Consider the following 26,033-nt stretch of genomic DNA (forward strand, 5'->3'; position numbering starts at 1 on the left):
CCTTAGTATAGAAGTTGTATCAAACCTTAGTAGTATATTATGGTGGTTTAGATACCAAAAGCGATTGGTAGCCAGAAGTAAACGAATAAGGAAATAATGATTATTGTAAATATATTCAAAATAAATCCGGCTTTAATCATATCTTTCATTTCTATTTCGTCTGAACTAAACACCGCAGCATTTGGTGGCGTTGAAATAGGTAACATAAAGGCACATGTAGATGAAAGTGCTACAACTGCCATGATAAAGAATGCATCTTGGTGAATAGCAGCAGCCAGCCCAATACTAATCGGCATTAACATATTAGACACAGCAGTATTTGACATTACTTCTGTTAAGAATAAAATTGCTGTCGTCAAAATAATAACGATTAGCACAAGTGGTAATGGTTTAACAATATCTAATAGACCACCCATCCATTTTGTTAAACCTGAATCTTCAAATGCGGCAGCTAATGAAAGGCCACCACCAAATAAAATTAAAATGCCCCATGAAAGTTTGGATAAGTCATCCCAAACGAGTAAACCGCCTTTTTTAGATTTAGCAGGTATTAAGAAAAGTAATACAGCACCACTCATAGAAATTACAGTATCTGATAAATGTAATGATGCAGGTAATATACTGCTAGAAATCCACAAAATACTAACGAATAAAAAGACGATACCAGTAAGTTTTTCTTCGATGCTCATTGGACCTAAATCATGTAACTCTTTTTTGGCAAAGTCAGAAGATACTTGATCCGCATCTTCAATTTTGAATAACCATTTAGTTAATAGGAAGTATAATGCTGCCAATAAAACAATTGTGATTGGTACAGCAAACAACATCCATTGAGCGAATGATACTGTTCTATGTAAACTTGAAGAAGCTACAGCTGCAAATACCGCATTCGGTACAGAACCTATTAATGTTGCCAAACCACCAATGGAAGCGGAATATGCAACTGTTAATAATAATGCTTTAGAAAATTTATGGGTAGACTCAGGTGATAAAAACTTTGCTTCTTTAATTTCTTCAATTAGTGCTAATGCGATCGGTAACATCATCAGAGCCGTAGCGGCATTAGATATCCACATTGAAATAAATGCAGTAGCTATCATTGTACCTAGAATAATCCGGTTACTGTTTGATCCCATCATCGTTATTATTGTCATCGCAATACGTTTATGTAAGTTCCATTTTTCTAGTGCAATGGCAATAATAAAACCACCCATGTACATGAAAACAATAGGATCAGCATAAGCAGAAGCTGCAATTTTTTCACTTGTACCACCAGTTAATGGTAAAAGGATTAGTGGTAATAACGAAGTTGCAGGAATAGGAATAGCTTCCGTAATCCACCAAGTCGCTACAAATAAAGTCACAGCTAATACTGCTCTCGGTGCATCACTGAGACCTGTAATCCCAGGAATAAAATAGAAAATTAAAAATAAGGCTGGGCCAAGTATTAATCCTATTTTTTGTTTCATATAAAACGTCCCCCTTTGTTTTATGAAACTGCTACCACTAAGAATATCAATTAACTACTGTCAGCACAATAATATGTGAATTAATTTTACAATATTCTGAAAAGTTGATTAAATCATGATACTCATTGATAATATAGAATAAATTAATTCAAATCATTGTAATCAATAAAACCGAAGAGGTGACGCTAATGGTGTTAAATACGGTAATTGCGAAAGATGATACATGGGTATTATGGGCAATCATTATAATTTGGGCAACGGTAAGTTTGTTTCTTGAGCAACGTTATAAGTGGGCTAGTACGATATCTGGTGCAATCATTGCATTAGTAGGTGCGATGTTATTATCCAATTTTAAAATAATACCAACGAAGGCACCTGTATATGATACCGTATGGGACTATATTGTACCTTTATCTATTCCTTTATTGTTATTCGGTTCGAACATTATAAAGGTGTGGAAAGAAAGTAGAAGATTATTAGTTATTTTTCTAATTGCATCAGTAGGAACAATGATTGGAGTAGTTGTTGGGTTTTTAACTTTACATAAATGGATTCCATATTTAGAAAAAATTGGGGCCATGATGACAGGTAGTTATATCGGTGGCGGCGTGAATTTTGCGGCTATCAGTTCTAAACTAGACACACCTAAAGATATGATATCGTCGACAGTTGTCGCAGATAATAGCGTAATGGCGCTTTACTTTTTATTACTTATAGCAATACCTGCCATGCCTGTGGTCAAAAAGTATTTTAAAACTGACTATAAAGGTACAACTACAGATGAAGAACAACAATCTTTTTGGGAACCGAAAAAGATTCAAATATTAGATATTGCAATTTCTGTAGCAACTGCTTTTGCATTGGTAGCAGTAAGTTTTAAATTATCAGAGTTAATACAACAGTGGGTACCAAAGAGTAACGCCTTTTTAACGATTATCGTGTCATTCTTTGGCGATCAGTATTTATTATTAACGACGTTCACTTTAATTGTGGTGGCTATTTGGGGAGATTTCTTTGAAAAATTAGCTGGCGCATCGGAAATAGGAACATTTCTAATATATATTTTCTTTGTTGTTATAGGTATTCCTGCATCATTTGTTACGATTATACAAACAGCACCTTTATTGTTTGTTTTTGTCATTATCATACTAATATTTAACTTAGGACTTAGTTTAATTGTCGGCAAATTATGCCATTTTAAAATTGAAGAAATACTGTTAGCTAGTAATGCTACTGCTGGCGGTCCAACTACTGCAGCAGCATTAGCAATAGGGAAACGATGGACCAATTTAATCGGACCGATTTTAATTATAGGGACGTTAGGTTACATTATCGGTAACTATGCAGGAACACTTATTTATCATTTATTACTTTCGTTGTAATGACTATTAGGGGGACTTAAAAGTGGAGGAAAAAAAGAAAATGTTAGCTGGCGAGTGGTATGATGCTAACTATGATAATACTTTAAAAGAAGAAAGGATAAGAGCCAAAGATTTATGTTTTGATTTAAACCATACTAAACCGAGTGATATAGAGCAACGGCTCAAAATATTAAATTCACTGTTTAATAATGCTTATAGTAATATAGAAATACTAAGTCCGTTTATGGTTGATTATGGTTACAACATAATGCTCGGAGATAACGTATTTATTAATCACGATTGCTACCTTATGGATTGTGCATCGATATCTATAGGTGACAATACTTTTATAGGACCTAAATGTGGTTTATATACGGCTAATCATCCTTTAAATGCAATAACGAGAAATAAAGGTTTAGAACAAGCATTACCTATTATTATTGGTAACAATGTTTGGTTAGGCGCAAATGTTATCATTTTGCCTGGCGTGACTATTGGCGATGGCGTAGTTGTAGGTGCAGGTAGTATTGTGACGCAAAGTATTAGTGACAACCAACTTGTAATCGGAGCACCGGCAAAAGTTGTTAAATCTATAAACGATAATGAAAATTAAAGAAAAGCGCAATTTCAACTGAAATTGCGCTTTTCTTAATGTGACATGTCACTGTCTCTTACATCTGTGATAAACATATGACCAGGAGCGTGTGTAATCATTAATGAAGGTTTAGCTTCTAATGCTACTGATTGTGGTGTAACGCCACAACCCCAAAAAACAGGGACTTCATTATTATAAATAGAAACAGCTTCTCCAAAATCTGGTTTATTAATATTATCGATACCTATTGCTTGTGGATTACCTATATGGATAGGTGTGCCATGAACGTTTTTGAAGTGCGTCGTAATCTCAGTCGCTCTAATAGCTTCTTGCATTGTCATAGGACGCATACTTACGGTAATTGGACCTTTAAATACGCCGCTAGAAGTTGCAGGTATATTTGTAACATACATCGGTACATTGTGCTGTTCTTCTATATGACGTACCGGGATATTAGCGTCTAATAAGGCATGTTCAAATGTAAAGCTACAGCCGATTAAGAAGCTTACCAAATCCTCGGTATAAAGATGACTGATATCGGTAGGCGAAGAGACTAAAGTGCCGTTTTCATAAACGTTATACTTGGCTACATCTGTTCTAATATCCGCCGAATTACCAAAAGTTGGGAATGAAGGATCGCCGACTTCAGATACATCCAATAATGGACAGGTTTTAGGGTTGCTAAAACAAAATTTTAAAAAATCGTATGCATATGCAGAAGGTAATATCACCACATTCGCTTGTACATAGCCTTTTGCTAAACCACTTGTATGTCCCTGAAGTTGCCCTTCACGAATATATTGTCTAATTTTACTAGGCGACGCTTGACTTAAATCCATGTTACCATCCCCTTTAATTGTATAACGTTATTATATCAAATCCATGTGCGGCTATGTGTGTTAAGGGCGCTAATCTTTATGTCTATCTTCGTTTTCTTCCATTTCACGTTTTTCTAACGGAATAGAGTAATCCTTATCGTCTTCAATATAAGTCATTTCAAAGTGTTCTATAGGCTCACGTCTTAATGCTTTCATGATTGAGAACACCATGAGTAATAATATAATTGAAAAAGGTAAACCAGTGACCACTGAAGCAGTTTGTAGACTTGTTAATCCACCAGCTAATGTCATTGCAATAGATACAGCCCCAATCAATACGCCCCAAATAACTTTATGAATCGTCTTAGGATGTGTTAGACCACCAGTAGCCATACTTGCTACGATATGTGTTGTAGAATCTGCACTCGTGATAATAAATATATATATCAGTGCTATTGCTATTGCACTAGTAATATCTGCAAGTGGGAACTTAGATAAAAGTTCGAATAAGGCTATCGTATAATCTTTATCTACAAGTTGAGCAATATTATCATTTTGTGTTAAGGCAATTTTCAAGGCAGTACCCCCAAATGCAGCGATCCAAGCAAATGAGATTAAAGGTGGGACAATAAGCACGCAAATTACAAACTCTCGTATTGTTCTACCTCTAGATACTCTTGCTACAAAGCCGCCAATAAATGGAGACCAAGAAATTACCCAAGCCCAATAGAATACAGTCCATTGTTGAATCCAAGCATTATGACCGGTGTATGGACTTATTCGTAGACTATATTCGACAAAGTGACGTAAATAATCTCCAATTGCTAAGGTGTAAGATTCTAAAATAAATCTTAAATCACCAAAAATAAGTATGAAAATAAGTAAGATAGCACCTAAACCAATGTTAATATTACTAAGCCATTTTACTCCTCTATTTAATCCTGTAATTGCAGACCCTAAAAATATAATAACCATTAATAATGTTATACAGATTTTTGTGAAATTATTATTAGGGACGCCATAAACGTGATGTAAACCGCCACTGATTTGCATAATGCCTAAACCTATTGATGTTGCAATACCCATAACTGTGGCAATAATTGCCAAAATATCAATAATATTACGTATAGGTCGTTTATAGCTTTCGCCAAATACAGGTTCCATTGCAGTCGAAATTAGACCATCACGCTTTTTTCTAAACTGGAAAAAGGCTACAGTTAAACCAGCTATAGCGAATATTGACCATTGTGAAATCCCCCAATGGAAAAATGTGTAACCCATAGCTAAACGCGCTGAAGCGGCTGATTCTCCTGATGCTTTGCTGGGGAATGGCGAATGTAAATAATGAGAGAGTGGTTCTGCCACACCCCAAAAGACAATGCCGACACCTAAACCAGCTGAGAATAACATCCCAATCCATGACATAAGAGAAAATTCGGGTTCCTCATTATCATCACCTAATTTAAAGCGTCCATAGCGCGAAACAGCTAAACTAATTAGGAAAATATCTAAAATAAAAATAATGACTAGAAATAGCCAACCGAACGTGTTTGTAATAGCAGAATATAAAGTTTGGGCATAACTGCCAAATGGTTTAGGAAATATGCCTGCAATTAAAGTAACGATTAGAATAATAGCTACTGAAATTGAATAAACTATGTATTTATGTTTCCTTGCTCTATCGTTCATATTTACTATTCATTCCTTTATGCATTTTTATCGTTTTATGTTCATTACCCTACACAATATAAACATATACATAATGATTATATTTAATATTAAAAGTAACGGGATTAATAGTTTGAAAAAGTAAGTAGAGGTTTAAATAATAAATGTAAGGAATATAAGTTGTTTTGCGTTATTTATATATCAACAGTTATAATTAACAATGAGTAAAGAATTTTGTTTGAGGAGGTACAAACATGAAACGTACAGCTGAGAAGGTTTTAACATGGATAGGGATACTATTCCAAATACTAATGATTGCTTTAATAGCGTTGGTATTACCATTTTTAAATGACGATAGTATTAAAAAAGAAGCGGTGAATCGAATTCAATCGATGCAAGCTGACGGGAGTTTGCATCAAAGTTTATCCCAAGTCACGCCATCAGAGTTATTCGATCTTGTAAAACATGGTGCGATTATTATCATTATCATAGCAATTGTATGCTTTATTTTAGCAATAATTATGACACAATTAATGCGTCGCATACCTAAAACAATAGGCATACTATTAATACTCATGGCCATTGTTAACCTATTGACTGGTAATTTAATCACTTCATTATTATGGTTAATCGCAGGTATAATGTTAATGGCACGTAGCGATAAGGCAAAGCAATATGCTAAAAAACAAGCTAAGCAAGTAAAGAATAAAGCGACTAATAAAAATTCGCAAAATAGCCAACAATATAAACGTAGTAATAGAAAATAATTTTACGTTATTACATGTGATAGCAACTAGATTTTGTACATCATCAAAATAATAAAAGAGAGCGCTAAAGTTAGCGCTCTCTTTTATTATATGCTGATTGTAGTATTAATCCATTTTACCAAGTTTATAACTTTCGTAGACCTTTTCATATTTGATATGACCGATGCCACCAACTACATATTTACCGAATTTAAATAAGTTTAGTAAATAAGCTAAGCAAATGGCTACAGTTAAGGTGATTATAAATGTGAAAGCAATATTTCTTATCGCACTATCTTCACGTAGCATCCCAAGTTGATTGACGAAAAAGTAATGCAATAGATAGATACAGAAAGAATAATTACTTATAAATAATATGAATTTTGGCACGTATTTGACGTACGATGAAAATAAGAAAAACATTAAAATGACCATTGTGACATAGATAGGTATATCAAAACGTTTTGATTCTACCCAAGTACTCACTCCAAATACATAGTTACAAATTAATAAACCTGCAGCTAAAATTGTCCCTATGATAATAGATATAGTGTATTTCTTAATATTTTTCATAAGTGTTTCATAATATACGCCAGTATAAAAACCAAGTACAAAGTAACTAATCCAACCTAGGAATAACATCCAGCCTTCACGATCCCAAAACATAGAGAGGATGTCGCCATGAGCTGGCGGTACAAATTGTCTGAATGCCCAATATAGCGTGGCGAAAATTGTTGTGCCAATTATCATAGGTATAGGTTTCCATCTCACTAAATATTTAGCAAAAAAGAAATGCAATAAGTAAAATTGCATAATGATTACAATAAAATATGTAACTGCGCCGCCATGAAACATGGTGTCATTTAAATGTCCCATAAAGGCTTTAAAAGAATCGGGTTTATAATAAAAATATGAAATACCAATGTTTATAAATACATAGGGGATACCTAGATAAATTAATTTATCTTTGAAGAATCCATTCTTAATAGTAGTATGATAGTTTTTAGCTAATAAGAATTCAGATATAAAAACAAACAATGGCGTACTAAACATTAAAAGCAATTGAACGATACGAATTAATGTTCCTTTGCCTAAATTGTCACTTTGGATAAATGTTGTCGTTATAGAATGAATAAGCACAATACTAAGACAGGCGATTGTGCGCATCCAAAAAATCACTGATGTATAAGTTTTCATAATTAAGGCTATACCTCTCTTAAAATGTTGTGCATTATATAAATGTAAATTTCAATTCACTGTATAATCAAAAAGAAATCATAACATATATAAATTAAATACAATATTAATTTACATTCAATAAAGATTAAATTTCAATTACAATACCAATGAACGCCGTCATATCAATGTTTTCACTCGTGGAATTTAAGTTTTAGCTATACCTAATTAGTAGTGTGCAACGAAAATTCAGAAAATTGGCTGCAAGCGTTTGCAATTATGCTTAGAAGTAGCTAGAATATTAAATGAATGGAAGATTCCATTTTTAGTTTTTCTATTTACAAACGACATGGGGGTAGAAAAGATGGTAGTAAAGTATAGTTATGAACCTGGAATTGATTTTACAAATCCTGAAAACGTAGAATCATTCAAAGAGGCCTTAAATAAAGTTAAAGGTGAATTGAATACAAAAATTCCTTTAGTAATAAATGGAGAAGAGTCGTTTACAAAAGATACGTATACGTCTATTAATCCAGCAAAAACTTCTGAAGTAATTGCAGAAGTATCAAAAGCATCTAAGAATGAAGTAGATAAAGCTTTTGATGCGGCAAATGAAGCATACGAATCATGGAGAAAATGGTCTCATAGAGATCGTGCAGAAGTGTTATTACGTGTTGCTGCAATTATTCGCAGAAGAAAAGAAGAAATCGCGGCAGTAATGGTTTATGAAGCAGGTAAACCATGGGATGAAGCTGTAGGCGACGCAAGTGAAGGTATTGACTTCATTGAGTATTATGCAAGATCTATGATGGACTTAGCTGATGGTAAGCCAGTATTGGATAGAGAAGGGGAACATAACAAGTACTTCTATAAACCAATTGGTACTGGTGTTACGATTCCACCTTGGAACTTCCCATTCGCTATTATGGCTGGTACGACATTGGCACCAGTCGTTGCAGGTAACACTGTATTATTAAAACCAGCAGAAGATACACCATTAACTGCGTATAAACTAATGGAAATTTTAGAAGAAGCAGGCCTACCAAAAGGTGTAGTTAACTTTGTGCCTGGTGACCCTAAAGAAATTGGTGACTATTTAGTTGATAGTAAACATACGCACTTTGTTACATTTACTGGTTCAAGAGCGACGGGTGTTCGTATTTTTGAACGCGCAGCTAAAGTACAAGAAGGTCAACAATTCTTAAAACGCGTTATCGTTGAAATGGGCGGTAAAGATGCGATTATCGTAGATAAAGATTGTGATACTGATTTAGCAGCAGAATCAATCGTGTCATCTGCATTTGGCTTCTCTGGACAAAAATGCTCAGCATGTTCAAGAGCAATTGTACACAAGGATGTACATGATGAAGTGTTACAAAAAGCAATCAAATTAACTCAAGAAATTGAAGTGGGCAACACATTAAATAACACTTACATGGGTCCTGTAATTAACAAAAAACAATTCGATAAGATTAAAGATTATATCGAAATTGGTGGTAAAGAAGGTAAGATTGAACAAGGTGGCGGTGCTGACGATGGTACTGGTTACTTTATCGAACCAACAATTATTTCAGGCTTAAAATCTAAAGATCGTGTAATGCAAGAAGAAATCTTTGGACCTGTAGTCGGCTTTGTTAAAGGTTCTGATTTTGATGAGTTATTAGAAATTGCTAATGACACAGATTATGGTTTAACAGGTGCAGTCATCACTAATAATCGTGAGCACTGGATTAGAGCATGTCGTGATTACGATGTAGGTAACTTATATCTAAATCGTGGTTGTACTGCGGCAGTTATGGGTTATCACCCATTCGGTGGCTTTAAAATGTCTGGTACAGATGCCAAAACAGGAAGCCCTGACTACTTATTAAACTTCTTAGAACAAAAAGTAGTTTCAGAGATGTTTTAATATGCATAGTAAAACTACCTATTAGCTTATGTGGCTAATAGGTAGTTTTTTTGTCTTGCTTAATGTTTATCTTCTTTGATTAAGTGTTTTATATCTCTAAATCCTTCACGATGATCGGCAAGTTCTTCCATTATACGATACCAATCATTATCGCCTTCGTTAAAGGTTTGGCGTAATAAATCATTTTGTGCGCTATTGAGTTGTTCTACTAACTCATGTCCTTCATCTGTGATAAATAATTGTTTGACGCGCATATCATCAGGGCTCGGTTGTTCGATGATTAATTTTTTCTCTTTAAGTGTTTTCAATGTGGCATGTGAACCTTGCTTTGAAATATCTAGAACTGCTAATAATTGTTTAATCGTAATACCTGGTAGTTTATTGATAAAAAATAAAAAACGGTGGTGTTGGCGATTCATACCCGATTGTTCAATAATTTCGTCGGCTCTATTAATAAATGTTTTATAAGCAAAATAAAACAACATGTGTTCGTAATCACGATGGTTTGTCATTATAGTGTAACTTCCTTTGAATTAAATAGTTGCACCTATTATAGCAAAAATATATATGTTGTCATAATTAAGTCAATATAGTTGACCTATTTATGATATACAGTTATTATATTAATTGTAAGGCCAATTGTGAAAGGTGGAATGAATTATGAAAATGAGAGTAGGACAGTATTTAATTGATGCTATTCACAACGCAGGAGTAAATGAGATTTTTGGTGTTCCAGGAGATTTTAACTTAGCATTTTTAGACGATGTTATTGAGCACAAGGACGTAAAATGGGTGGGCAATACAAATGAATTAAATGCAAGTTACGCCGCAGATGGATATGCAAGAATGAATGGACTAGCTGCAATGATTACCACATTTGGCGTAGGAGAATTAAGTGCAGTAAATGGTATTGCTGGTTCGTACGCAGAACGTGTACCAGTTATTGCTATAACAGGTGCGCCTACAACTAAAGTAGAACAAGAACGTAAATTTGTGCACCACTCATTAGGAGAAGGCACTTTTGATGATTATAGAAAAATGTTTGAACACATTACGACGGCACAAGGTTATATCACTACTGATAATGCTATAGAAGAAATCCCTAGATTAATCAACGCTGCTATCAACGAACGTCGACCAGTACATGTACATTTACCAATAGATGTTGCAATGACTGAAATTGAAGTAAACGAAGCATTTCAGCCGACTGTGAAAGAATCAACAATTAACGAGCAAGTTGTTGACATGATTTCACAAAAATTAAGTAGTGCATCGCAACCAGTTATAATTACAGGACATGAAATTAATAGTTTTGATTTACACGAAAAATTAGAACAATTTGTTAATAAAACAAATATACCATTAGCCCAATTATCACTTGGTAAAGGTGCATTTAACGAAGAAAATGAACATTATCTAGGTATATATGACGGTAGCGTAGCAGAAGAAAACGTTAGAAATTATGTCGATCAAAGTGATGCTATTTTAAATATTGGTGCAAAAATAACTGATTCAGCTTCTGCTGGATTCTCATACCAATTTGATATTGATGATGTAGTGATGTTAAATCACCGCAATTTCAAAATGAATGAAACAAGACGCGAAGATATAGATTTACCGACTATACTAAATAGCCTATTAGCAATTGATTATCATAATGATGCGATGTTCCCTGAAATAAATCGTGAACTTGATGACCATATTGAGTTGACGAATGAGCCATTAGAACAGGAAACTTACTTCAAAATGATGCAACAATTTATTGGTTTAGATGATGTCATTTTAGCAGAACAAGGTACTTCTTTCTTTGGTGCATATGATTTATTGTTATATAAAAACAATAAATTTATTGGGCAACCATTATGGGGCTCAATCGGTTACACTTTACCATCATTATTAGGCTCACAAATGGCAGATCAACAACGTAGAAATATTTTATTTATTGGTGATGGTTCATTACAATTAACTGTACAAGAATTATCAACTATGATTAGACAACAAATAAATCCTATTATTTTTGTAATTAACAACGATGGGTATACAGTAGAACGATTAATTCATGGAGAACATCAACCTTACAACGATATTCATATGTGGGATTACAAAGCTTTACCACAAGTGTTTGGTGGAGATAATGTTGGTATACATGAAGTTGCAAATGCACAAGACTTGAAACATACTTTTGAAAACATCAAAGCACAAGGTAATAAAATGCATTTCGTAGAAGTTAAAATGGCTCAAGGTGATGCGCCAGAAAAACTAAGAAGCATTAGTCAGGTGTTTGCGAATCAAAATAAATAAATTATTATTAAAAAAAGGTTGGGACTTAATGTCTCAGCCTTATTTTTTGTTGTGATTGTTAAGTTTAAAGATTGCGCTATGTATGATTATCGTGCAAGATAAATTTATAAATAAAGGCAAAACGCAGTAATAAATTTGGTGCTAAACGGTAATTGTTATTGAATCGATAATTACGGGAATAGGTGCACTGGTGATGTTTGTCACGTTTTACATAAAGCTATGTATATTGTTTTAATTTATAGAAAATATAGATTCTGATATTTCTAAAGAAAGAAGGTGTCATAAATGCAATTTAAACGATCATATAAGTCACCAGTAGGGAATTTAACGATTACTACGGATGGCGAAAATATAACAGGGTTATGGTTTGAAAACCAACAAAATTATGAGACATTGTTAAACGATACAGTAAAAGAACAATACCAACCTATATTTGATAAGGTCACGCATTGGTTAGATGAATATTTCTCAGGAAATAAGCCGACGATAAATTTCTCGCTTAAACCAACAGGGACCGATTTTCGTATGAACGTATGGTCGAAGTTACGGGAAATTCCTTACGGTGAGACTGTCACTTACGGGGATATTGCACAACAAATTGCTACAGAAAGAGGACAAAGTAAAATGTCTGCACAAGCAGTAGGTGGCGCAGTAGGAAGTAATCCTATCTCAATTATTATTCCATGTCATAGAGTTGTAGGCGCTAATGGAAGTCTTACAGGTTTTGGTGGTGGTATTGATAGAAAGATTAAATTACTAAACAACGAAAAAGTCGATATGTCCTCATTTTACGTACCAAGTTATAGTACAAAACCATAAAAATAAAAAGGCTAAGCATGCGCATTAAATAATTAATGTGGGTGCTTAGCCTTAATTTATTTTGTAGAGGAAAAGATTAGCATATTAAGCATCTTTTCCAGTGATTTAAATTTTATTTTAAGGTATTATAATTACGGATATGATCATTAATATCGTTTAAGTAAAAAATACCATGTTGGTCGCTTGTTAATTCGGTTTCATGATCGAATTCAAGATTATCGAAACGATTGAAGAAATGCTCATATTCCTCTACTGATAATTCAGTACGAGAGTTTAATAAAGCTTTATGGTGCTCTACGTTTAGCACTTCACTATAACCGTCAACAAGTTTACCACTGAAGAATTCACCGACAGAACCTGAACCATAACTAAATAAGCCAATAGTTTGGCCACCTTTTAAGTCGTGTGTTTCTAATAAAGAAATTAAACTTAAATACAATGATCCAGTATAGATATTACCTACATATCTGTTGTAATAAGTTGCAGCGTCATAACCTGATGTTAAGCGGTTATGCGTTTCAGAATCAATATCTTCTGTTAAAATTGAATCAAGCGCTTTTTTACCCATTTTTGTAAATGGAACATGGAAACATAAAGAAGCAAAATCTGAAAGTGATTTATTGTATCGTTTTGCATATTCATTCCAGCTTTCTTGGAATGATTGGATATATGCATCTTTAGATAAAGCACCGGCTACTAATGGATATGATAGGCCAGATGGTCTCCAAAAATCATAAACGTCTTGCGTGTATGCCACTGCATCATCGTTTAATTCGAGAATGCGTGGATTGTGTGAAATTAACATAGCAACCGCGCCAGCGCCTTGAGTTGGCTCACCGCCAGAATGTAGTCCGTAACGTGCAGTATCACTTGCAATTACTAATACTTTTTCATTTGGACGATTTGCTAAATAATCTTTTGCAAGTTGAATAGCAGGTGTAGCAGCGTAGCATGCTTCCTTCATTTCAAAACATCGTGCAAAGGGTTGTATACCCAGTAGATTATGTATTTGAACGGCTGATGCTTTGGCAGAATCTATCGCAGATTCTGTTGCAACAATTACCATTGAAATATTTTTTTTATCTTCTTCAGAGACGATATTTTTAGCAGCATTAGCACCCATTGAAACAATATCTTGGCTTACTGGGCTAACAGACATTTCTGTTTGACCGATACCAAGTAAAAATTTATTGGGTTCTACATTGCGTGCTTCAGCTAGTTTAGCCATATCTACATAAAATTGTGGAACGTAAAAATCAAGTTGATCTATACCGATAGTCATTATGTATCGACACCTTTCTATTAATAAATAAGCACCTGTATCATACCAAAATAGGCTTCATAAATACAATTATTTTAAAGATTAAGGAATGGGGAATAACAATGAATAAAATAGCTATAGTTAGTGCCAAGAGAACACCGATTGGAAGATTTAGAGGAAAATTAAGTGATTATTCGGCAGTAGAACTAGGAACTACTGCACTTAAAGCAGCATTGGATGAAGTAAATATTAATCCAAATGAAATCGAACAAGTTATTTTTGGGAATGTCTTACAAAGTGGTAGCGGTCAAAATCCAGCTCGCCAAATAGGTATCAATTCAGGTATTCCTAATACAACGCCTGCAATGACAATTAACGAAGTATGTGGCTCTGGTCTTAAATCCATTATATTAGGAAAACAATTAATTCAATTGGGAGAAGCAAAAGTAGTTGCAGTAGGTGGTGTTGAAAGTATGACCAATGCACCGAAGTTACTTTTAAATAGTGATGAATCGCCAGTAGATAGTTTTATGCATGATGGTCTAACAGATGCCTTTCATCATGTACCTATGGGTGTAACTGCAGAAAAAATTGCTCAAAAATATAGTGTTACACGTGAACAACAAGATGAATTTGCTAATAACTCTCAGCAAAAAGCTGCGCAAGCAACGCAACAAGGTAAATTTAATAACGAAATTGTACCTATAAAAGATAATGAAGGCGCAATGATGACTTCAGATGAAGGTATTAGAGCGAATAGCAGTGTTGAAAAGCTTAGTACGTTAAAAACTATTTTTGATGAAAATGGTACTGTGACAGGTGGCAATGCATCAAGTATTAATGATGGTGCAGCAGCAATCATATTAATGGATGAGCAATATGCGAGAGAACATAACTATGATATTTTAGGCTTTGTAGGAGATTATGCAGAAGTTGGTTGTGACCCACAATATATGGGATACGCACCTTATTATGCAGTGTCACAATTGTTAGAAAAAAGCGGTAATACGATTGCGAATATAGATGTTATCGAAATGACGGAAGCATTTGCTGCTCAAAGTATTCCGGTTAAAGCTAATTTAGGTATCGCAGATGAGCAATTGAATTTATACGGTGGTGCAATAGCATTGGGTCATCCAATCGGCGCAAGTGGTACACGTTTAGTAACAACACTAGTAAATATATTAGAACAAGAAAATAAATCTACAGGTATTGCTACTGCATGTATAGGCGGTGGCTTAGGCATAGCTTTATTAATAGAGAAAGGACGTTAAGCAATTATGGGCGCATTAGATAAATCATTTAGACATCTATCTAGAGAAGAAAAGTTAAATGAACTGGCAACTCAAGGCTTGTTGTCTGAACAATACAAAGAACATTTATTGCAAAATCAAGTTATAGACGAAGATATTGCTAACAGTCTTATTGAAAATGTTATAGGACAAGGTACAATCCCAGTGGGGGTACTACCAAGCATTATAGTTGATCAAAAAAATTACGCAGTACCAATGATGGTAGAAGAGCCATCTGTCGTAGCAGCAGCAAGCTATGGCGCCAAATTGGTAAATAATACTGGTGGTTTTAAAGTGGTCACTAGTGAACGATTAATGATTGGTCAAATCGTGTTTGATGACGTGCAAGATACTGAAGCATTAGCAACTAAAATTTACCAAATGGAAGAGCAGATTAAATCAATCGCAGATGAGGCATATCCTTCCATTATTAAACGTGGTGGTGGCTATCGACGAATCGAAATAGACACTTTCCCAACTGAAAACTTATTGTCTCTCAAAGTTTTTGTCGACACGAAAGATGCGATGGGCGCTAACATGTTAAATACTATATTAGAAGGAATTTCAGCACATTTAAAGCTTGAACTCCAAGATAGTAATGTATTAATGAGTATATTGTCTAATCATGCTACAGCATCTGTCGTTAAGGTTGAAGGCGAAATTGAAGTCTCTGACTTAGCTAAAGGTGACTTCGATGGTGAAACCGTAGCGCATCGTATGGAAAGGGCATCAGTATTAGCTCATGTGGATATTCATCGTGCTGCTACGCATAACAAAGGTGTAATGAATGGCATACACGCCGTTGTCTTAGCAACTGGAAATGATACACGGGGTGCCGAAGCGAGTGCGCATGCATATGCCAGCAAAGATGGGCAATATCGTGGGCTTGCAACGTGGAAATATGATCGTGATAGACAACGTTTAGTGGGCACAATAGAGGTGCCGATGACTTTAGCAACTGTAGGTGGCGGCACGAAGGTGTTGCCAATAGCTCAAGCTTCATTAGATATATTAAATGTAGCAAGCGCGCAAGAACTAGGACATGTTGTTGCGGCCGTCGGTCTAGCTCAAAACTTTTCAGCATGCCGAGCATTAGTATCCGAAGGGATTCAACAAGGACACATGTCGTTACAATATAAATCATTAGCGATTGTAGTTGGCGCTCAAGGTGATGAAATTAGTTATGTGGCCAACGCTTTGAAAAATGCAACACAAGCTAATACAGCAACTGCTGAGCAACTGTTAAAAGAATATCGTAATAACAATAAATAAAAAAAGACAGTTATAAGTACAAATAATGTGACTTATAACTGTCTTTTTAATTAATATATGTACCGATATTTACTTGCGGTACTTTTACTTAGCGTGCGTGTGCCATAAGCAAGGGCACGATTATAATTATACTCTGATATTTTAATGCTACCATTTTTATAAACAGTTTCTACATAAGCAACATGCCCATAGTAACCAGCAGTCGATTGAAGAATTGCTTTTGGCGCAGGTTTCGTCCCTACACGATAACCTGAACGCTTGGCATTAGTATACCAATATTTTGCATTGCCCCAACCATTTGGGATTGGCTTATGTACTTGTGCTCTTTTGTTGAAAACATACCAAGTGCAGTTGTGTTTTGCATAATAATTTTTAGCAGCATGAGAAATATTCGTGTTGTTGATCATTTGGAAAGTAACGCTCGTCGTGAATAGCAAAGTGAAGGCGATAGCGATGCGACACAATAATTTTTTCATCCTTATAAATTATCCCCAGTTCTTTTATTATTAATACTTTTCTAATAATAAAAGAAATTATCAAGTTGAACAATACACGTTACCTTAACAAAAACAACCTTTAATATAATAGCAATATATATAATGTTACTGTAATATAAGATGATATTTAATTTGAAAGTATCGTTTATATAACGGGTGGCGACATATTCATGATAAACTTTAGTTAATATAGAAAAATGAACAGGTAGGTGTAAAGAGCTGTGGATATAAAACAAATGAATTACTTTGTAGAGGTAGTAAATCATGGTGGCATGACAAATGCATCGAAAGCACTCTATATAGCGCAACCAACGATTAGTAAAGCAATTAAAGATTTAGAAAACGAATTGGCGATGCCTTTATTCGACCGCAGTAAAAGACAAATTGTACTAACAGACGCTGGAGAAATATTTTATAAGAAAAGTAAAGAAATATTAGCCTTATATAATAATCTGCCTACTGAAATAAATAGTTTGCTAGGCCTTGAAACAGGGCATATAAGTATAGGTTTATCAGCAGTCATGAATATGAAGCAATTTATTAAATTGTTAGGTGAATTCCATCAATTGTATCCGAATGTGACCTATAATATGGTTGAAAACGGTGGGAAAATGATTGAATCTCAATTGTTTAATGATGAAATTGATATAGGCATAACGACTATACCTGTTGATAGCACCATTTTTAATTCTATTTCATTATATCAAGAAGATTTAAAACTCGTACTTAATAGTGAACATAGACTAGCTAATAATGCCACTGTGTCTATGTCTGAATTAAAGGAAGAAGATTTTATTCTGTTTAATGAAGATTTTTACTTAAATGACAAAATCAGAGAAACGGCAAAAAACGCAGGTTTTATACCTAAAACGATTTCCAAAATCTCACAGTGGAACTTCATAGATGATTTATTGAATGCTCATTTGGGCGTCAGTATTCTACCTGAAAGTATTGTTCAAATGTTAGATAGCGATTTTAAAGCTATTACATTTGATGACCCCTCAATGAAATGGGAATTAGGCGTTATTTGGAAAAAAGATAAATATCTAAGTCATGCAACACGAAAATGGATTGACTTTATGGAGCAAAGACTATAAATCGTATCAAATGAGTGAGATGCAATAAGGCACGATTGTTCAATTATTTTGAACTACTTTAATAAAAGTTGTGGCTTATCATAGCATCTCTCTTATTATGTTTCGTAATGTAAGTAATCGTTTTCATAGAAAAAAGTAATGAAAAGTATGTAAAATCAATATTTTTATTATAAGAATGCAGGGCTTACAATAATAACTGTAATCAAAACAACCACTATTTAGAATCATTAAGAAAAGGGTGATGATTGAATGCAGTTAGCTTTAAAAGTAGTCAAAATTATAATTCAAATTGCAGTAATTTCAGGCATAACGTATTTAGGTAATGTTTTACAACAAGCATTGCATATACCGATTGCAGGTAGCATTGTTGGACTCGCACTGTTTTTCGTATTATTACAATTTAAAATAATTCCAGAAAAATGGATTAAAGAAGGTGCGAACTTCTTACTTGCAACAATGGTCTTTTTCTTTGTACCATCTGTCGTTGGTATAATGGATATTGCTTCTAATATTAATTTAAATTACATTGTATTTTTCTTACTAGTTATTGCCGGTACTTGTAGTGTGGCATTGATTTCAGGTTATATCGCTGAAAAAATGTTCAAAACTTCAGATGGCAATAGTGGGAGTCATTAGATGTTGATTTTACAAACATTCATTATGATTGCCTTAACAGTTATAACTTATCTGTTGGCCAAAAAGTTACAAGAAAAGTATAAGCATCCATTATTAAATCCAGCGTTAATATCTTCATTATTTATCATTATTATCTTATTAATCTTTAGTCAGGATTATAATGATTATATGACAGGTGGGAAATGGATTAATTACTTGTTAAATTCAACGGTCGTATGTTTAGCTTATCCGTTATATAAAAATAGAAAAATGATTTTGCAACACGCTAACATTATTTTTACGAGCGTTATTGCAGCAGTTGTAATTAATTTCTTTCTGCTATTTATTACTTTAAAGCTAATGGGTTACTCAAAAGAAGTTATAGTAACTTTACTGCCAAGATCAATCACAGCTGCAGTAGGCATTGAATTATCAGACCAACTCGGTGGCACAGATACAATTACTGTCATGTTTATTATATGTACAGGATTAATAGGTAGTATTTTAGGGGCATACTTGTTAAAACTTGCGAAATTCCAAACCTCAATTGCCCGTGGATTGACTTATGGGAATTCATCCCATGCATTCGGTACAGCTAAGGCACTTGAACTTGATATCGAATCTGGTGCATTTAGCTCGATTGGTATGATATTAAATGCTATATTAAGTTCGGTTATCATACCATTATTATTGTTATTACTTTATTAAACTATGAATTAAGCATTTATTTTGAAAGTGCAAAATCTAAATCGTATAATTTAAAATATTGAGTATTTGAAAGGAGCTTTTTACATTGGCAAAAATTAAAGGAAATCATGCATTAGTTAAAGCGTTACAAGCTTGGGATATAGATCATATTTATGGTATCCCTGGAGATTCAATCGACGCAGTCGTTGATAGCTTGAGAACAGAAAGAGATAACATTGATTTTCTACACGTAAGACATGAGGAAGTTGGAAGCTTAGCAGCTGCAAGCTACACAAAATTAACAGGTAAAATTGGTGTAGCACTAAGTATTGGTGGACCTGGTATCGTTCACTTATTAAACGGTATGTATGATGCTAAGATGGATAACGTACCTCAATTAATCTTAGCTGGCCAAACTAATTCAACAGAACTTGGAACTAAAGCATTCCAAGAAACTGATATTTATAATATGGTTGAAGACGTAGCTGTGTATAGACATCAAATTACTGAAAAAGATAAAGATGTTTTTGGAATTGTCAATGAAGCTATTCGTACAGCATATGAGAAAAAAGGTGTATCAGTATTAATATTACCTAATAACTTATTATCACAAAAAGTTAAAGACACTACGAATACAAAAGTAGATACTGCACCACCTGCTCGTGTAGCTCCAAAACCACGTAGTATTAAAAAAGCAGCAAAATTAATCGATAAAAGTAAACGTCCGGTAATGATTATTGGTACTGGTGCTAAACACGCTAAAGATGAAGTAAGAGAATTTATTGAAGCGGCTAAAATACCTTCAATTATTACTTTACCAGCGAAAGGTATTTTACCAGATGCGCACCCTTATAATTTAGGTAACTTAGGTAAAATCGGTACTAAAGTATCTTATCAAACAATACAAGATGCAGATTTATTAATCATGTTAGGTACTAACTATCCTTATGTTGATTATTTACCTAAGAAAAATATTAAAGCTATTCAAATCGATACTAACCCAGAAGCTATCGGTCATCGTTTTGATGTCAATGTAGGTATCGTTGGCGATAGTAAATATGCATTACAACAATTAACAGACTCTGTTAAACACGTTCCAAATAGAGACTTTATGACTAAAACATTAGAGCGTAAAGCTACTTGGGATTCTTGGATGGATAAAGATAAAGCTGACGAAAGTAGCCCAATCCGTCCAGAACGTGTTATGGATGCAATTAACAAAGTTAGAGACGATGATGCCATCTTCTCTATCGACGTAGGTACTTCTACTGTTTGGTCTACACGTTATTTAGATTTAACAGTAAACAACAAATTTATCGTATCAAGTTGGTTAGGAACAATGGGTTGTGCGTTACCAGGTGCAATTGCTGCTAAACGTGCTTATCCAAATAGACAAGTCGTAGGTATTTCAGGCGACGGTGCATTCCAAATGGTAATGCAAGACTTTGCAACAGCTGTTCAATATGATATGCCAATGACAATATTTGTAATGAACAACGAAGAATTATCATTTATTAAATATGAACAACAAGCGGCAGGCGAATTAGAATATGCAATCGACTTTACAGATGTTGACTTAGCAAAATTCGCTGAAAGTGCAGGCGGTGTAGGATATACGTTAAAAGATCCAAACCGTATTGACGAAGTTGTAGAAGAAGCTATGGCTCAAGATAGACCTACAATTGTTAACGTTTATGTTGATCCAAATGCTGCGCCATTACCAGGTAAAATTGTAAAAGATGAAGCTCTAAACTATGGTAAATGGGCTTATAGATCAATTACTGAAGATAAAAAATTAGACTTAGATGAAATTCCACCACTTTCAACAGCGGCTAAACGTTTCTTCTAAGCACAATAGCATTTTAATATAAAGAGACAATCGTTTATAAAACGGTTGTCTCTTTTATTATAATATTTTGGACTATATTAATTGACTTGGATTAACTTTTCTTTATTAGGTTATAATCTTAATAATCATTATAACTTTGAATAAAGGGGTTCATGTTATGAAAAAATTACTACAATCTTTCACAATGAAAACACCGCATACATATGCTTTATTAATGCTCATCATCGTTATCGCTTGTTTATTAACTTATTTAGTCCCAGCAGGAACTTATGAACGTGAGAAAAAAGGCGGGCAAACTGTCGTAGTATCAGGTACATACGAACAGATTTCACAACACGGTGTGTCATTTTTTGATATATTTCGTGCTATTCCAGAAGGTTTGTTAAGTGGTGGAGAAATCGTGTTTTACATTTTCTTAGTAGGTGGTGCTTTTGGCATTGTACATAAAACAGGAGCGTTCGAAAATGGTGTGAAACAAGCCATGAGAAAATTAGGTAGTTTTCAAATTTTAATGATACCACTGACGATGACTATTTTTTCAATTTTGGGCTTTTCGATAGGCCTTGCTGAAGAAACAATTATCTTTGTACCTATAGGTATTATTATTGCGCGTACATTAGGTTATGATGCTTTAACGGGTGCGTCTATGGTTATACTAGGTGCAGCTAGTGGATTTATCGGTGGGATGCTAAATCCATTTACTGTCGGCGTAGCTCAAAAAGTTGCTGAATTACCTATGTTTTCGGGGTGGGGTTTACGTTCCATCATTTATGTCTTTATTTTGATAGCGGCAATTACCACTGTGATGCTTTATGCAAGAAAAATAAAGCATGATAAAACGAAAAGTTTAGTTTACGACTTAGAACAGGAAGAAGCGTCTACAGTTCAGGATGAATATTATGAGCGATTTACTAAAAGACAAGCAGCAGGGCTAGCATTTATCGTGTTAACCATCATAATGAACGTCGTTGGTATTTTCCGGTTCGGTTGGTCATTTAATGAAATGAGTGCCAATTTTGTGTTGGCTGGTCTATTAGCAGGTTTTGTAGGTGGATTGGGTATTAACGGTACTTTTGATGCATTAATAGAAGGAATGAAAGATATCTTATTTGGTGCTATGATTGTAGGTTTTGCCAAAGGAATAATTGTCATTTTAGAAAATGGCAAAGTAATAGATACAATTGTTCATGGAATGACTACGTTATTAACTGATGTACCACCAGCTTTCGTAATTATAATGATGTTTCTTTTGCAATTCATGCTAAACTTCTTTATTCCTTCTGGCTCTGGTCAGGCCCTAACGACCATGCCGTTGATGGTACCTATTGCTGATTTATTACATATTAATCGCCAGATGACTGTCTTTGCGTTTCAATATGGTGATGCAATAAGTAATGTATTATTTCCAACTTCAGCTATTTTAATGGGTGCGCTTGCCGTAGCAAAGATTAGTTATATCCAATGGTTAAAGTTTGCATGGAAACTTATCGTTATATGGGTATTAATTTGTATTATAGCAATGTCGATAGCTTTAATTTTACATTATTAGCAAAGTCAAAAAGCTAGAGTGACAGTTGTTTGACAGGGGTCTTTCGTATATAATATTTATGAAATTATCGAATACGCGTGTTACTGGATAGGCAGGCATGAGCAAAGCAAACTATTTTTACGAATAGTTTTTTTGCTCATGCCTTTTTTTGTGCACATCGTCGATAATAATTTAATGAAGGGACGTTAGATAACATGTTTAAACGGTTTTTCGGTCATTTGCAACGGATTGGGAAAGCTTTAATGTTACCTGTTGCTATATTGCCTGCTGCCGGTATTTTATTAGCACTTGGTAATGCTATGCACAATGAACAACTTGTGTCATTGGCACCTTGGTTAAAACATGAAATATTTACAGTTATTTCATCAATCATGGAAGTTTCTGGTCAAATTATATTTGAAAACTTACCATTACTCTTTGCAGTTGGGACGGCGTTAGGTTTGGCTGGTGGAGATGGAGTAGCTGCATTAGCTGCACTCGTTGGGTATTTAATAATGAATGCAACGATGGGTAAAATTTTAAATATTACAATAGATGATATTTATAGTTATGTTGACGGCGCTAAAACATTGAGCCAAGCAAGTAAAGCACAATCGCATGCACTTATTTTAGGTATACCAACCCTACAGAGTGGTGTGTTTGGTGGTATCATTATGGGTGCTTTAGCAGCATGGTGTTATAACAGGTTTTACAACATATCGCTACCGCCATTTTTAGGGTTCTTTGCAGGCAAACGTTTTGTGCCAATAGTTACTTCGTTAGTAGCTATTTTAGCAGGTGTGGTATTAACTTTTGTTTGGCCACCTATTCAAGATGGCTTAAACAACTTATCCAATTTCTTATTAAATAAAAATTTAACTTTAACTACGTTTGTCTTTGGAATCATTGAACGTGCTTTAATTCCATTTGGTTTGCACCATATATTCTATGCACCGTTTTGGTTTGAATTTGGTCAATATGTAAACTTAGCTGGAGATGTAGTACGAGGCGATCAACGTATTTGGATAGCACAAATGAATGATGGCGTGCCATTTACGGCTGGTGCATTTACGACAGGTAAATATCCATTTATGATGTTTGGCTTACCAGCGGCGGCATTTGCAATTTATCGCTGTGCGCGTCCTGAAAATAAAAAATTAGTAGCTGGGTTAATGTTATCAGCTGGACTTACTTCTTTTTTAACAGGTATTACTGAGCCATTGGAATTTTCATTTTTATTTGTAGCCCCAGTACTTTATATTGTTCACGTATTTTTAGCAGGAAGTTCATTTTTAATAATGCATTTATTAGATGTGAAAATAGGAATGACTTTCTCGGGTGGATTTATAGACTACATATTATATGGTTTGCTTAATTGGGACCGTACAAATGCGCTAATGGTTATACCAGTAGGCTTAGTGTATGCAATCATCTATTACTTCTTATTCAGTATCGTTATTACTAAATTTAACTTGAAAACACCTGGTAGAGAGGACGAAGAGGTTAAAGAAGAGCAGACAGCAATGTCTAGTTTACCGTCTAAAGTATTACACGCTATGGGAGGACAAAGCAACATTGCTCATTTAGATGCATGTATTACGCGCCTACGTGTAGAAGTGAATAATAAAAATATGGTGAATGCTGATACATTAAAATCGTTAGGTGCATCTGGTGTGTTAACAGTAGGAAACAATATTCAGGCAATTTTTGGTCCTATGTCAGACCAACTGAAACATGATATGAATCGTATTATTAAAGGCGAAATCATTGATACGTCTGATTCTGAATACCAAGAGAGGAAGCAAGAAACGCAAAGTGTAATGACTAAGGGACAAACCATTCAAATTTCGGCACCATTCAACGGCCAACCAATACCCTTAGCAGACGTACCTGATAAAGTATTTGCTACAAAAATGATGGGGGATGGTATTGGGTTTATACCTCAAAGTAATGTTGTAACAGCGCCATTTAATGGTAAAGTCAAAACAGTATTTCCTACTAAACATGCTATAGGTTTAGAGTCTGATGAAGGGTTAGAATTACTCATTCATATTGGTATTGATACTGTGAAATTAAATGGGCAAGGATTTGAAACGTTAGTAGAGGCAGAGCAAATTATCGAACAAGGTCAACCTCTCGTTAAACTTGATTTAGATTATATAGAAAAACATGCGCCAAGTATTATTACGCCATTAATCTTTACTAATTTGAAACAAGCAAATATAGAACTTGTTACTACAGATGAGGTTAATGAAGGTGATATAATAATAAACATTAAAATAAAAGAATAACTTTTGAAGAACATTTAAATAATGCATCCAGTATTATCTAAATGTACTTTTAATTATAAAGGCTAATCATCGTAAGATGGTTAGCCTTTATTTTGGTAGTTAGTAATTATGAGAATAGACATACAGCTTTAACGAATAGCGTTTTGGGGAATAATATATTATAACTTATTTAATAGAGGTGAATTTCGTGTCTATATCAAGAGGAATAAATCATATTGGATTAACAGTACCAAATATCGAAGAAGCAACAAAATTTTTTAAAGAAGCGTTAGATGCTAAAATAGCTTATGATAGTCAGACAAAAGCTGATGATCCACGTGCCGGTACTTTTGTAGAACATGTATTAGGTTTAGAACGTGGTGCTAAAATAATTAAAAAAAGAATGCTCGTGTTTGGTAACGGTCCTAACGTTGAAATGTTTGAATTTAAGGACGCACAGCAATCAGGTGCAGAAAACCTTCAAGATATAGGTTATACACATATATCGTTTTATGTAGATGAATTTGATCAAGCGTTAAAACGAGTGAAACGTGCAGGAGGCGTCCCTTTATCTGAACCGCATGAAAATACGCGTTATGAAGATACAGAAGGAAATGCGACTGTATACGTCAGAACACCATGGGGGAGTTTGCTTGAATTACAAACAATTCCTAATGGTTTTTATTACCCAGAAGATAGTGAGAGTACTGTGTTTACACCAGAAGCTGATGACTGACAATCATATGTATTAGCCAGCTGCAATTTATAAAGGTAGCTTTTAAAATATAAATGTTGGTTTTGAG

Annotated in this window: 22 protein-coding genes; 15 read left to right on the top strand and 7 right to left on the bottom strand. The window is 34.3% G+C overall.

The annotated features are described in order from the left end of the window. Positions 1-47 precede the first annotated feature (47 nt). On the bottom strand, positions 48-1,469 hold the full coding sequence (locus ISP08_RS02185; protein WP_048793847.1) for an SLC13 family permease: 1,422 nt from the start codon (positions 1,467-1,469) through the stop codon (positions 48-50). A gap of 188 nt (positions 1,470-1,657) precedes the next feature. Here ISP08_RS02185 and ISP08_RS02190 point away from each other — a divergent pair, with 188 nt between their 5' ends. Further along, positions 1,658-2,851, top strand: coding sequence for a DUF819 family protein (locus ISP08_RS02190; protein WP_195719205.1), 1,194 nt, complete (start codon positions 1,658-1,660; stop codon positions 2,849-2,851). 22 nt (positions 2,852-2,873) lie between these two features. Continuing rightward, positions 2,874-3,443 (top strand): sugar O-acetyltransferase, encoded by a 570-nt coding sequence (locus ISP08_RS02195; protein ID WP_195719206.1) that lies wholly within the window; start codon positions 2,874-2,876, stop codon positions 3,441-3,443. Positions 3,444-3,478: 35 nt separating this feature from the next. Here the strand turns inward: ISP08_RS02195 and ISP08_RS02200 are convergent, their stop codons facing one another. Together ISP08_RS02200 and ISP08_RS02205 are read right to left on the bottom strand one after the other, a co-directional pair. Then, positions 3,479-4,264 carry a putative hydro-lyase gene (locus ISP08_RS02200; RefSeq protein WP_195719207.1) on the bottom strand — a complete coding sequence of 262 codons (786 nt, stop codon included), beginning with the start codon at positions 4,262-4,264 and terminating at the stop codon, positions 3,479-3,481. A 69-nt stretch (positions 4,265-4,333) separates the two neighbouring features. Next, positions 4,334-5,932: a BCCT family transporter gene (locus ISP08_RS02205; RefSeq protein ID WP_195719208.1), complete on the bottom strand. Its 1,599-nt coding sequence runs from the start codon at positions 5,930-5,932 to the stop codon at positions 4,334-4,336. A 233-nt stretch (positions 5,933-6,165) separates the two neighbouring features. Here ISP08_RS02205 and ISP08_RS02210 point away from each other — a divergent pair, with 233 nt between their 5' ends. Next, complete coding sequence (locus ISP08_RS02210; RefSeq protein WP_195719209.1) at positions 6,166-6,678, top strand: DUF4064 domain-containing protein; 513 nt, start codon at positions 6,166-6,168, stop codon at positions 6,676-6,678. A gap of 105 nt (positions 6,679-6,783) precedes the next feature. On the opposite strand, the gene ISP08_RS02215 is transcribed toward ISP08_RS02210, so the two are convergent. Further along, positions 6,784-7,854, bottom strand: a complete 1,071-nt coding sequence (locus ISP08_RS02215) for an acyltransferase family protein (protein WP_195719210.1) — start codon at positions 7,852-7,854, stop codon at positions 6,784-6,786. 343 nt (positions 7,855-8,197) lie between these two features. Between ISP08_RS02215 and pruA the strand changes: the two genes are divergently transcribed. Next, positions 8,198-9,742, top strand: coding sequence for an L-glutamate gamma-semialdehyde dehydrogenase (pruA, locus tag ISP08_RS02220; RefSeq protein ID WP_048793854.1), 1,545 nt, complete (start codon positions 8,198-8,200; stop codon positions 9,740-9,742). Positions 9,743-9,801: 59 nt separating this feature from the next. Here pruA and ISP08_RS02225 read toward each other — a convergent pair whose 3' ends face one another. Next, on the bottom strand, positions 9,802-10,257 hold the full coding sequence (locus ISP08_RS02225; RefSeq protein ID WP_411847791.1) for a MarR family winged helix-turn-helix transcriptional regulator: 456 nt from the start codon (positions 10,255-10,257) through the stop codon (positions 9,802-9,804). Between the two features lie 145 nt (positions 10,258-10,402). On the opposite strand from ISP08_RS02225, the gene ISP08_RS02230 reads away from it, so the two are divergent. Beyond that, the gene (locus ISP08_RS02230; protein WP_195719212.1) at positions 10,403-12,043 is read left to right on the top strand and encodes an alpha-keto acid decarboxylase family protein; all 1,641 of its coding nucleotides are present in this window, start codon (positions 10,403-10,405) and stop codon (positions 12,041-12,043) included. Positions 12,044-12,328: 285 nt separating this feature from the next. Then, on the top strand, positions 12,329-12,862 hold the full coding sequence (locus tag ISP08_RS02235; protein ID WP_195719213.1) for a methylated-DNA--[protein]-cysteine S-methyltransferase: 534 nt from the start codon (positions 12,329-12,331) through the stop codon (positions 12,860-12,862). 112 nt (positions 12,863-12,974) lie between these two features. Here ISP08_RS02235 and ISP08_RS02240 read toward each other — a convergent pair whose 3' ends face one another. Continuing rightward, on the bottom strand, positions 12,975-14,144 hold the full coding sequence (locus ISP08_RS02240) for a hydroxymethylglutaryl-CoA synthase (RefSeq protein WP_195719214.1): 1,170 nt from the start codon (positions 14,142-14,144) through the stop codon (positions 12,975-12,977). A gap of 101 nt (positions 14,145-14,245) precedes the next feature. Here ISP08_RS02240 and ISP08_RS02245 point away from each other — a divergent pair, with 101 nt between their 5' ends. Both ISP08_RS02245 and ISP08_RS02250 read left to right on the top strand, forming a co-directional pair. Next, a complete protein-coding gene (locus tag ISP08_RS02245) occupies positions 14,246-15,397 on the top strand; it encodes a thiolase family protein (protein WP_195719215.1) in 1,152 nt (383 codons plus the stop codon). A gap of 6 nt (positions 15,398-15,403) precedes the next feature. Further along, a complete protein-coding gene (locus tag ISP08_RS02250) occupies positions 15,404-16,687 on the top strand; it encodes a hydroxymethylglutaryl-CoA reductase, degradative (protein WP_195719216.1) in 1,284 nt (427 codons plus the stop codon). 50 nt (positions 16,688-16,737) lie between these two features. Here the strand turns inward: ISP08_RS02250 and ISP08_RS02255 are convergent, their stop codons facing one another. Beyond that, positions 16,738-17,169, bottom strand: a complete 432-nt coding sequence (locus ISP08_RS02255) for a CHAP domain-containing protein (RefSeq protein ID WP_048793861.1) — start codon at positions 17,167-17,169, stop codon at positions 16,738-16,740. Positions 17,170-17,405: 236 nt separating this feature from the next. Here ISP08_RS02255 and cidR point away from each other — a divergent pair, with 236 nt between their 5' ends. From cidR to ISP08_RS02290, 7 genes are all read left to right on the top strand, one after another. Next, the gene (cidR, locus tag ISP08_RS02260; RefSeq protein ID WP_048793862.1) at positions 17,406-18,281 is read left to right on the top strand and encodes a cidABC operon transcriptional activator CidR; all 876 of its coding nucleotides are present in this window, start codon (positions 17,406-17,408) and stop codon (positions 18,279-18,281) included. Positions 18,282-18,530: 249 nt separating this feature from the next. Further along, the gene (locus ISP08_RS02265; RefSeq protein WP_048793863.1) at positions 18,531-18,917 is read left to right on the top strand and encodes a CidA/LrgA family protein; all 387 of its coding nucleotides are present in this window, start codon (positions 18,531-18,533) and stop codon (positions 18,915-18,917) included. Further along, positions 18,918-19,604, top strand: coding sequence for an LrgB family protein (locus ISP08_RS02270; RefSeq protein WP_195719217.1), 687 nt, complete (start codon positions 18,918-18,920; stop codon positions 19,602-19,604). 85 nt (positions 19,605-19,689) lie between these two features. Then, positions 19,690-21,432, top strand: a complete 1,743-nt coding sequence (locus ISP08_RS02275) for a pyruvate oxidase (RefSeq protein ID WP_048793865.1) — start codon at positions 19,690-19,692, stop codon at positions 21,430-21,432. Between the two features lie 157 nt (positions 21,433-21,589). Beyond that, positions 21,590-22,981, top strand: coding sequence for a YfcC family protein (locus ISP08_RS02280; protein ID WP_048793866.1), 1,392 nt, complete (start codon positions 21,590-21,592; stop codon positions 22,979-22,981). 194 nt (positions 22,982-23,175) lie between these two features. Next, positions 23,176-25,251 (top strand): glucose-specific PTS transporter subunit IIBC, encoded by a 2,076-nt coding sequence (gene ptsG, locus ISP08_RS02285; protein WP_195719218.1) that lies wholly within the window; start codon positions 23,176-23,178, stop codon positions 25,249-25,251. 187 nt (positions 25,252-25,438) lie between these two features. Beyond that, positions 25,439-25,966: a VOC family protein gene (locus ISP08_RS02290; protein ID WP_195719219.1), complete on the top strand. Its 528-nt coding sequence runs from the start codon at positions 25,439-25,441 to the stop codon at positions 25,964-25,966. Positions 25,967-26,033: the final 67 nt, after the last annotated feature.

It is taken from the genome of Staphylococcus lloydii (assembly GCF_015775975.1).
GTDB classification, from domain to species: Bacteria; Bacillota; Bacilli; order Staphylococcales; family Staphylococcaceae; genus Staphylococcus; species Staphylococcus lloydii.